This window comes from Kamptonema animale CS-326, assembly GCF_028330895.1.
Taxonomy (GTDB): domain Bacteria; phylum Cyanobacteriota; class Cyanobacteriia; order Cyanobacteriales; family Microcoleaceae; genus Kamptonema; species Kamptonema formosum.
Genome location: NZ_JAQMUA010000239.1, coordinates 1 through 10,058, shown reverse-complemented (window position 1 = coordinate 10,058; position 10,058 = coordinate 1). Strand labels below are relative to the sequence as shown.

Genomic DNA, 10,058 nt, shown 5'->3' with positions numbered 1-10,058 from the left:
GAGCAGGGGAGCGGGGGAGCGGGGGAGATGGAGGAGATGGGGGAGGTAGGGGAGATGGGGGAGATAGGGGAGATGGGGGAGATGGGGGAGATGGAGAAGTTAAATCCTCCCTACCTTCCCCATCCTCCCCATCTTCCCCATCTCCCTCGCTCCGTATCCTCTTTAAGACTGTGTAAGTGCTATAGGAGTTAAAAATGTTGGAATTATTGAGTTCTGGGATAATTTCTTTATGGCTGGAAGCGGCGGGCCTACAAAAGGTTGGGCTGAATGCTGCTGCGGTGCTGGCTTGGGAAGGGGGGCTATCTGGCTTGGTTTTGGCTGGTGGCGATGTTAGCCAATCGCCTTTAGTAAATCCTGATGGGGTTACAGCAGCGGCGGTACAGGGATACTTACAGCAGTTATCGGCAAAGGGGATGCTTGAGGGTTCTCAGGGGGTGTGGATGCAGTCGGGAATTAGACCTCTGGTGAGTAATGAGGGGACTGTGCCGGTGCCTGGGGCTTCACTGACGAAGATTGCGACTTCTTTGGCTTCGCTGCAAACTTGGGGGGCAAATTATCAGTTTGAAACACGGCTGAGTGCTACTGGGCCGATTAAGAATGGGGTTTTGCAGGGGGATTTAGTGGTTGAGGGTGGGGGCGATCCGTTGTTTGTTTGGGAGGAGGCGATCGCTGTTGGTAATGCTCTGAATAAGATGGGGATTAATCGGGTTGCTGGCAATTTGGTGATTGTGGGCAAGTTTTGGATGAATTACGACTCGAATCCAATGGTAGCGGGCGAGTTATTGCGGGAGGGGCTCGATTCTACAATTTGGTCGTCGGAAGTTAAGGGTTTGTATTATAAGATGCCTCCGGGAACTGCTCGACCTCGTGTGGCGATCGCGGGTAATGTTGTAGCTAAGAAATCTGTGGCTAGTGGCCGCTTGCTGTTAAAAAGGCGATCGCTTCCTCTAGCGGAAATTCTTAAGCAAATGAATATCTACAGCGATAATGAGATGGCGGAAATGCTGGCTGATGTTGTCGGCGGGGCGAAAGTTGTACAGCAGCAAGCTGCTTGGGCGGCTGGGGTTCCGCAGTCAGAAGTTCAATTGATTAATGGTTCTGGGTTAGGGGAAGAAAATCGAATTTCTCCCAGGGCTGTCTGTGCAATGCTACAAGCAATTCAACGTTATTTGTACGGCACTAATCTAACAATTGCTGATTTATTTCCAGTGTCTGGGCGTGATAAAGGAACGCTCGAACGTCGCCATATTCCTCTAGGAACTGTTGCGAAAACTGGGACTTTAGATCGTGTAATTGCCTTAGCAGGAGTTATACCAACGCGCGAGCGGGGTTTGGTTTGGTTCGCAATTGTTAATCGCGGTAGTGATTGGGATGGATTGAGAAGTGAACAAGATTTGTTCTTGCAGCAGTTGGTGAAAAAGTGGGGACTCGCACCAAGTTTACCGTTTGCAATTACGCCCCACATTAACGGTGCTAAACCTGCTTTGGGTGCGGCAAATCGTAATGATATTCTGATCGGGGGTTAGTTGTTAGTTGTTAGTTGTTAGTTGGTAATCGCTAATTGCTAATCGCTAATTGCTAATCGCTAATTACCCATCCTCCCCATCTCCCCAATCTCCCCATCTCCCCCTCTTTCCCTAGCCCCTAGCCCCTAGCTCCTAACCTCTAGCCCCTAAACGTCTTAGCAATTCTATTGATGAATTCTTCCATCTGGTAAAATTGCTCCTGTTAACTTAGTTCCGGTCAGTTTTACTAGAATGCGATCGCCGTAACCAATTTTCGCTCCAGTTAAGTCAGCACCGCTCAAATCTGCACCGCTTAAATCTGCTCCAATTAAATTAGTTTCTCTCAAATTAGCATTGGTTAAGCAGGCTGACAAAAGGTTAGCTCTAAATAAATTTGCTTTGTACAAATTTGCTCCTTTGAGGTTTACATTATGCAGGAAAGCATCGCTCAAATCGGCATCACTTAAGTTAGCATTACTTAAATTTCTACCTGATAAATCCTTCTCTTTCAATGAAGCTCCCCTAAAGTCTGCTCCGCTTAAATCGGGACTTGTATTTTGATTCGGCTGGGGAGAAGTAGGATAGGATGGCGATTGAGGAGAGGATTGATAGTAAGATTGAGCAGGAGATTGAGCAGGAGGTTGATAGTAAGATTGAGCTTGAGGTTGAGTAGGAGATTGATAGTAAGATTGAGCAGGAGATTGAGTAGGAGATTGATAGGGAGATTGCGCTTGAGATTTTGCTTGAGTAGGAGATTGATAGGGAGATTGCGCTTGAGATTTTGCTTGAGTAGAAGATTGATAGGTAGATTGAGCTTGAGATTTTGCTTGAGCAGAAGATTGATAGGTAGATTGAGCTTGAGATTTTGCTTGAGTAGAAGATTGATAGCTAGAGTGCGCTTCGGATTTTGCTTGAGCAGAAGATTGATAGCGAGATTGCGCTTCAGATTGGGATCGCCATTGTGCTTGAGATTGAGCATAGCGAGACGACTCTTTCGACTTGGGCGATCGCGCCGATCCAGGAGTGACTTTAATTGCCCGTAATTTTTCCCGTGCTTGATTAATTTCCTTAAGTTTTTCTTGAGCTTTTTGTTGCAGTCTGGGATTATCATTAGGGATACGATCTGGATGCCAAATAAACGCCAAATCCTTATAAGCCTGGTTAACTTCTTCTTGAGAAGCCCCTGGCAATAACCCCAGAACCTTATAATACTGATCTAGCTCCTTCATGCGGGCAAGTCTCCTGATTTAGCTAAGCTATAGATAGATAGCAAAAACTCTCGGATTCGCTTTTCCTCAGTTGGCGCATCTTCCAGCATCGGAAAATGAGCGGTATTGGCGATTATAACAAATTCGACCACCTCATTTCTTAGCAGTTAGGAAAAGCTTTGTAATATCTTAATATTTTACGAGCTTCAGCACCCACCAGGCGCTAGCTATACGATCCAATCGTACTAACTATAGCAACACTCATCAGTAAAATTATCATATCCACCATCCCCGAACCTATGACATAGTGGAAAGGTCACAGCTCTTTAGGTCGCTGCTTTTTGCCTTTACGCGCAAAAAGGGTCTAAGTGTAGCTAATAGCTATCAACAGCAAATTTCCACAACTCCAGGAAAGACGGCAAATCAATGATTTTTATCCCTAATAGGGATTATAGGTACCACTAAATCCAGTTATATGTATATACTCTCACAAAAATAGTTAGGTCAATATTAAAAATGAACCGACTTAGAGCAAACACCATATCTCAAACGATCTTGTTTCTTAATAAATAATACTGTGATGAAAGGATCATTCTTCGTAAGTTTGCGATTCCAAATGACAGTTGGCGTAATGGTGGGAGTAGTACCTGCCATGTTAGTTGCTATCTGGTTTGCTAGCGATCGCGCCGCTGAGATTATCCGCACCCAAGCCAAACAACATCTTGAATTAAAAGCAGATGTCTTGACGGAAAGTGTCTCGCGGTGGGAACAAATGAATGTTCGGGTTTTGTACAGCCTCAGCCACAACCCCAACACGATTAGCATGGATGTCAGCCAGCAATTGCCGCTAGTTACTGCTATTAACCGCACCTACAACCACATATATGCTGCGGAAACTTACAATTTAGAAGGTTATGTTATTTCTCGTGGCAATGGTCAGCCACTCGATCGCATTTACCGAGGCCATCGCCACTGGTTTAAAAATGCAATTGCCGGTCATGAAATTACCCGCGAAGCTGTGATTTCTCACAGCACAGGGAAACCTGCGATGATCTTCTCTACACCAATTCGAGAATTTACTAATATTTATCCTGGCAATAGAAGTTTATCTGTAAAAGAATTACAGGAGCAACTTAAAACACTTGAGTACTACAAAGGCTTAATTACTGGTAATTACGATCGCGCAACAGCCGAAGCAGTCTCCCAATTTCAGAAAGCTTACCCTGGTTTACCCGATAACGGTACTGTCAATCTTACAACCAAACAGCTTCTAGACTTAGCAACTCACTCACCGCAAGAAGATTCAGTTGATGAAGTACAAAAATTAGTGCTATCAGAAAAATTATTTTCTACCCCTGTAAATGCAAGAGCTAAAACAAAAGGAGTAGCTATTATCGGCACATTTCTTAGCGATCTGGCTCACGTAGTTGGGGCAGTACGATTGGGGAAAACAGGCTTTGCTTTCCTGGTAGATGAAAATGGTTCAGTCCTAGCCCATCCTGACCCCAACTTTGTATCTGGAGATCACCTAACTAACCTTAGTAACTATCCAGCAGTCAAAACTTTATTAAATGGTCAAACAGGCACATTTTCTTTTACTGATGATAAAGGTGTAAAATGGCTGTCCTATGGGAAAAAGTTAGACATAGGCTGGGGAGTAATTATTTTGCAGCAAGAACACGAAGCTTTAGAAAATGAAAAGTTATTTTTGAAATTAGCGATCGCGATTGCTGTCATTGCTGTTTTGGGTGTAGGTGGTTTGACGTGGATACTAACTAGCCGCATTATTCAACCAATTACTCATCTGACAGTTGCAGCAGAAAGTTTGTGTAGTGGGGAATGGAACCAGAGAGTAAATATTAACCGTAAAGATGAATTGGGAATTTTAGCTAAGGCTTTTAATCAGATGGCTTGGGAGTTACAAGCATTATTCACTAACTTGCAATCCAAAAATGAAGAAGCGCAAAAAGCTCGGACTGAAGCTGAAGAGGCAAGCAAAGCTAAAAGCTTGTTTTTAGCCAATATGAGCCACGAACTCCGCACTCCTTTAAATGCGATTATCGGTTACAGTGATATGTTGGCTGAAGAATTTTTAGATATCGAGTTTGATAATTTTATCCCCGATTTACAAAAAATAAATAGTGCGGGGAAACATTTGTTATTACTTGTTAATAATATTTTGAATGTGTCGAATATAGAATCGGGTCAGATACAGCTAGATTTAGAATTATTTAATATTGAGACTATAGTTAATGATGTAGTAAATACTCTTCAACCTTTGGCTGAAAAAAGGGCTAATATTTTAACCGTTAACTGCCCCGAAGATATTGGAACTATGTATGGTGATGTCATCAAAACTCACCAATGTTTGTTTAGTTTGTTAAGTAATGCCAGCAAATTTACTGAAGGCGGCTACGTTAATTTAGATGTATACAGACATCGCAATAATCACCAAGAAGAATCGGAAATTATGTCTGGGGAAGAATGGGTTATTTTCAAAATCAGCGATACTGGAATTGGGATGAGTCCTGAGCAAATTGGGAAAGTTTTTCAAGCTTTTACTCAGGCAGATGAGTCTGCAACGCGGCGATATGACGGTAGTGGTTTAGGACTTGCTATAACTAAGAAATTTTGCCAGATGATGGGGGGAGATATTCGGGTTGAAAGTAAATTGGGAAAGGGCTCTATTTTTACTATTAAATTGCCAGCGACGATCCGCTAGTGGGTTATACCAGGGAGAGAGGTAATTAGCGAGGGGTAGTGCCTAAGTAGGTCTATAGCACTTTTAAATGATTTGTAAACTCAACTTTTGCTAATTACTGGTATGATAGCTAATAACTAAGATCGATTAGGTTGAGATTTTATGACTATTGTGATTTCGCTAAATTCTGAGTGTATAAATAATTTAGATCTGTCATCGGTTCAGACGGTGATTGAAAAGTGGTTGGAAGAGGGCGCGATCGCAGCTAGCGAACAACAGTTAAAGTTTGAAATCGACTATCCTCGCGATCCTCTAGATCCGCGAGAACTTTCCGAGATTCCGGAAGTAAGGTTGTGGTTTATCCGGTTAGACGCTTCCTATCCTTGGCTACCATTTTTGTTAGATTGGAAAGGGGGAGAATTAGCTCGATATGCAGCAATGCTAGTGCCACATCAGTTTCATAAAAAGGAGGGGATTCAGTATAACCCGGAAGCTTTAGAGATCTTTTTGATGCACAAAATTTTTGTGCTAACGGATTGGTTAAATCAACAGGGAATTGCGGGTAAATCCAAGTTGATGTCGATGTCGCAGATGTTTGGTTATGACCTAGATGATGGTTTTTTCGATCTGATTTTCGGTCATAAATGATATCTTAATTACGGAATTTATGGCTATTATTAACCTTATCAGATAGCCATAAATTCCTCGTAGGCTAACCTTTTTCCACTGATACCCTCAGCCACCTACTGCCACCTATCTAATTAAATAGATAGTTATATAGTGATTTTAAGTGGCATTAGAATCAGAATAATTGGTAGTTAGTAACGGCTAAAGACCAATGACTAATTGCTATGGCTAATCCTTAGCCCATCAGCTATAGTTGCATTTTGTCAAGGTCTCCTTTCCCAGTTGCTAATCCTGACTCTGTAGTACCCTGTTTGACATTAAAGTTACAGAATTAGGTAGCGGATTGATATAGGATCGCAACCCACAGACCCAGCACTTTAACCGGATTAAATGTATAAGACAAGTTAAAGAACTGGCTAGATTTGGAGGAATCGCCGTTACCATCAACAATGAGAAGTTTATTGCGCTGGAAGTTTGAACATAACACCCCATTATTTGCCGCTGGCGCTGGAGTCGTCCGGTCTCAGAGTGGAAATCGCACTCCAGGCCAGGATGCGCGAGTGGCTTTATTGCTCTCAGGATAGGGCCCCCTAGCGCAATATGCTCTGGCGCATCAGACCCAAGCTTGAAAGGGCAAGCCAGATCCTGTTAAGTGGCAATCCCAGAATTCCAACTAAAATTTAAGGAGAGTTTATGAAAGTAGCGATCGCGAAAGAAGTCGAGGCCGGCGAGCGCCGAGTAGCCTTAATACCCGACGCTGTAGCCAAGTTAGTAAAACAGGGCATTGAAGTGTTGGTTGAGGCCGGTGCAGGCGAGCAATCCTTCTTCTCCGATATTGCTTACGAAGCAGTAGGAGCAAAGATTGTAGCCGATACCGCCGCGCTGTGGGGCGAGGCGGATGTAGTGCTGAAAATTGGCGCACTGCAAGAGTCAGAAATTCATCAGTTGCGGGAAGGGTCAGTATTTATCGGATTTCTGAACCCCTTGGGAAACCCCGGTTTAGTGCAACGTTTAGCCGAACGCCAAGTAACGGCCTTCAGCATGGAAATGATCCCCCGCACCAGCCGCGCTCAAAGCATGGATGCGCTGTCATCTCAAGCTAACGTTGCTGGCTATAAAGCAGTGCTGATCGCGGCCGCGACTTTGCCCAAATATTTTCCGATGTTGACCACCGCAGCGGGTACAATTCGCCCCGCGAAGGTGCTGGTAATGGGTGCAGGCGTAGCTGGCTTACAGGCGATCGCAACAGCACGCCGCTTAGGCGCAGTAGTAGAAGCCTTCGACATCCGGCCCGATGTCAAAGAACAAGTGCAAAGCTTGGGCGCTAAATTTATTGATGTCGAACTAAAAGAAGAAACAGTCGCCGCTGGCGGCTACGCCAAGGAACTGTCCGAGGCCTCCAAGCAATACACCCGCGAAGTGCTCACCCAGCACGTCGGCGCATCAGACGCAGTAATTACTACCGCTCAAGTTCCAGGCCGGAAAGCGCCCGTGCTTGTTACCAGAGAAATGGTAGCTCAAATGAAGCCGGGATCGGTGATTGTTGACCTAGCTGCTGAGCAAGGTGGAAACTGCGAATGTACTGAGCCTGGTAAAGATGTGCTGTGGAACGGTGTGACGGTGATCGGCCCGATTAATTTGCCGTCATCAATGCCAGTACACGCTAGCGAAACTTACTCGAAAAACATTTCGGCTTTACTTCAGTTAATGGTCAAAGATAAAGCCCTGAATTTGAATTTTGAAGATGACATCATCACTGGAGCTTGCGTTGCCCACAGTGGTGAAATCCGCAATCAGCGGGTACGCGAAGCTTTAGGAATCAACGCTCAACCATCAGCAGTTAGCTAATGGCTAATGGCTAATGGCTAATGGTAAGAAAGAGTTTTAATTGTTGAGTTAAAAATTCAATTATTACAACTCATAACTGCTAACTAGCAATGAGCAATGAGCAATGAGCAATGAGCAATTACCAATAACAAAAATTATGGCATCAGGATTGATCGCGGGTTTAGTAGTGTTTGTTTTAGCGTCCTTCGTGGGATTTGAAGTAATTAACAAAGTTCCACCAACGCTGCACACACCCTTAATGTCTGGTTCTAATGCGATTTCTGGGATCGCGGTTTTGGGGGCAATTTTGATTTCAGGCCAAGGAAATCTTAGCGTTACTTCGATTTTAGGGACGATCGCGATCGCATTGGCAACGATTAACGTCGTCGGCGGTTTCTTGGTGACAGATCGGATGTTGCAAATGTTCAAGAAAAAAGAGGTGAAAGCTTAAGGCTTTCCACCCTTTGGAAATGGGATTCTTTTGTTAACCTCACGATTTCTACTCTCTTTGAGGACTTATGAGCGATTTTCTGCCTAGTGGCATTCAGTTAAGCTATTTAGTAGCTGCGTCATTATTCATCATTGGTTTGAAACAATTGGGATCGCCAGCAACGGCGCGTCAAGGTAATGTTTTAGCTGCGATTGGGATGGCGATCGCGATCGTTGGTACATTGCTGGAACGCCAAGTTATCAGCTACGAACTAATTGTCGTCGGTATCATCGCTGGTTCCATTTTGGGAACGATCATGGCGAAAACTGTGGCAATGACAGATATGCCGCAGATGGTAGGTTTGCTCAATGGCTTTGGTGGTGCGGCTTCTGCCTTAGTTGCCGTCGGCGAATTTTGGCGCTACCTCAGCATCCCAGAATCTCCCACTCCTGATACTACAATCACGATCGTTTTGGGCGTGTTGATTGGCGGGATCACCTTTACTGGTAGCTTATTGGCTTTTGGTAAATTGCAAGAATTGCTTCCCGGTGCGCCGATTACCTTTCCCTTTCAGCAACCAGTAAATGCTGCATTGGCGATCGCGCTGTTAGCCGGTAGCGCTTATTTAGTCTTCGATCCCGAAAATTTCGCAGTATTCCTGGGTTTAGTCCTGATCTCCAACGTACTCGGCATCATGTTCGTCTTGCCCATTGGCGGCGGCGATATGCCTGTGGTGATCTCGCTGCTAAACTCCTATTCGGGGATTGCGGCGAGTGTGGCTGGGTTCATCTTGATGAACAATATGCTAATCATCGCGGGGGCACTTGTAGGCGCTTCGGGGATCATCCTCACACAGATTATGTGTAAGGCGATGAACCGTTCTTTGGCAAGCGTTTTGTTTAGTGCCTTTGGTAGTAGCGGTGGCGGGGCGACGACTGCTGCTGCTGGTGGTGCGATCGACAAGACTGTTCGCAGCATAGACATGGAAGAAAGCGCCATGATGTTAGGTTATGCGCGATCGGTCGTGATCATTCCTGGTTATGGGATGGCCGTAGCCCAAGCACAGCACGCTGTCCGCGAATTGGCCGATCAATTGGAAGGCCTTGGCGTTGACGTAAAATATGCGATTCATCCAGTAGCCGGAAGGATGCCGGGACACATGAACGTACTATTAGCAGAAGCGAACGTGCCTTATCCGCAATTGTACGATATGGATGATATCAATCCTTTGTTTGATGAGACTGATGTAGCTCTAGTAATTGGGGCAAATGATGTAGTAAATCCAGCGGCCCGTCACGATACAGCTAGTCCGATTTATGGAATGCCAATTCTAGAAGTAGAAAGGGCAAAGCATACAATCGTAATTAAGCGCGGGATGAATGCTGGTTTTTCTGGTGTAGATAATGAGCTTTTCTACAAGGATAAAACGATGATGCTGTTTGGTGGCGCTAAGGATGTAGTTGCCAAGTTGGTGTCTGAAGTGAAGCAGTTGTAAGGAATTTTTACCGCAGATAAATTCTGATTGAGTGGAGTTTCTCTGGGGTTTTAAGCTAATATTTTAGCCCGGTTTCTTGCAGAAACCGGGCTTTTTGTTGTGAGCCATTAGCCATTAGCCATTAGCCATTAGCCATTAGCCATTAGCCATTAGCCATTACCAATTACCAATTAGCCATTAGCAATTACCAATTACCAATTACCAATTACCAATTACCAATTACCAACACTTCAATGAAAGTTCGATCGCGCCATCAGGACTACAG

General features: G+C 44.6%; 8 protein-coding genes. 6 read left to right on the top strand and 2 right to left on the bottom strand.

All coding sequences use genetic code 11. The features are described 5' to 3' along the window. Positions 1–194: 194 nt before the first annotated feature. Positions 195–1,526 (top strand): D-alanyl-D-alanine carboxypeptidase, encoded by a 1,332-nt coding sequence (locus PN499_RS13640; RefSeq protein ID WP_272032512.1) that lies wholly within the window; start codon positions 195–197, stop codon positions 1,524–1,526. A 164-nt stretch (positions 1,527–1,690) separates the two neighbouring features. On the opposite strand, the gene PN499_RS13635 is transcribed toward PN499_RS13640, so the two are convergent. Both PN499_RS13635 and PN499_RS13630 read right to left on the bottom strand, forming a co-directional pair. Next, positions 1,691–2,734 (bottom strand): pentapeptide repeat-containing protein, encoded by a 1,044-nt coding sequence (locus PN499_RS13635; RefSeq protein WP_272032511.1) that lies wholly within the window; start codon positions 2,732–2,734, stop codon positions 1,691–1,693. Next, positions 2,731–2,865, bottom strand: coding sequence for a hypothetical protein (locus PN499_RS13630; RefSeq protein ID WP_272032510.1), 135 nt, complete (start codon positions 2,863–2,865; stop codon positions 2,731–2,733). The genes PN499_RS13635 and PN499_RS13630 overlap by 4 nt, the downstream gene beginning before the upstream one ends. A gap of 428 nt (positions 2,866–3,293) precedes the next feature. Between PN499_RS13630 and PN499_RS13625 the strand changes: the two genes are divergently transcribed. From PN499_RS13625 to PN499_RS13605, 5 genes are all read left to right on the top strand, one after another. After that, positions 3,294–5,435, top strand: a complete 2,142-nt coding sequence (locus PN499_RS13625) for an ATP-binding protein (protein WP_272032509.1) — start codon at positions 3,294–3,296, stop codon at positions 5,433–5,435. Between the two features lie 141 nt (positions 5,436–5,576). Continuing rightward, on the top strand, positions 5,577–6,062 hold the full coding sequence (locus PN499_RS13620; RefSeq protein WP_272032507.1) for a CRR6 family NdhI maturation factor: 486 nt from the start codon (positions 5,577–5,579) through the stop codon (positions 6,060–6,062). Between the two features lie 672 nt (positions 6,063–6,734). Beyond that, positions 6,735–7,889 carry a Re/Si-specific NAD(P)(+) transhydrogenase subunit alpha gene (locus tag PN499_RS13615; RefSeq protein ID WP_272032506.1) on the top strand — a complete coding sequence of 385 codons (1,155 nt, stop codon included), beginning with the start codon at positions 6,735–6,737 and terminating at the stop codon, positions 7,887–7,889. A 136-nt stretch (positions 7,890–8,025) separates the two neighbouring features. Further along, positions 8,026–8,319: an NAD(P) transhydrogenase subunit alpha part 2 gene (locus PN499_RS13610; protein ID WP_007357167.1), complete on the top strand. Its 294-nt coding sequence runs from the start codon at positions 8,026–8,028 to the stop codon at positions 8,317–8,319. A gap of 67 nt (positions 8,320–8,386) precedes the next feature. Beyond that, positions 8,387–9,793 (top strand): NAD(P)(+) transhydrogenase (Re/Si-specific) subunit beta, encoded by a 1,407-nt coding sequence (locus PN499_RS13605; RefSeq protein ID WP_272032504.1) that lies wholly within the window; start codon positions 8,387–8,389, stop codon positions 9,791–9,793. Positions 9,794–10,058 lie beyond the last annotated feature (265 nt).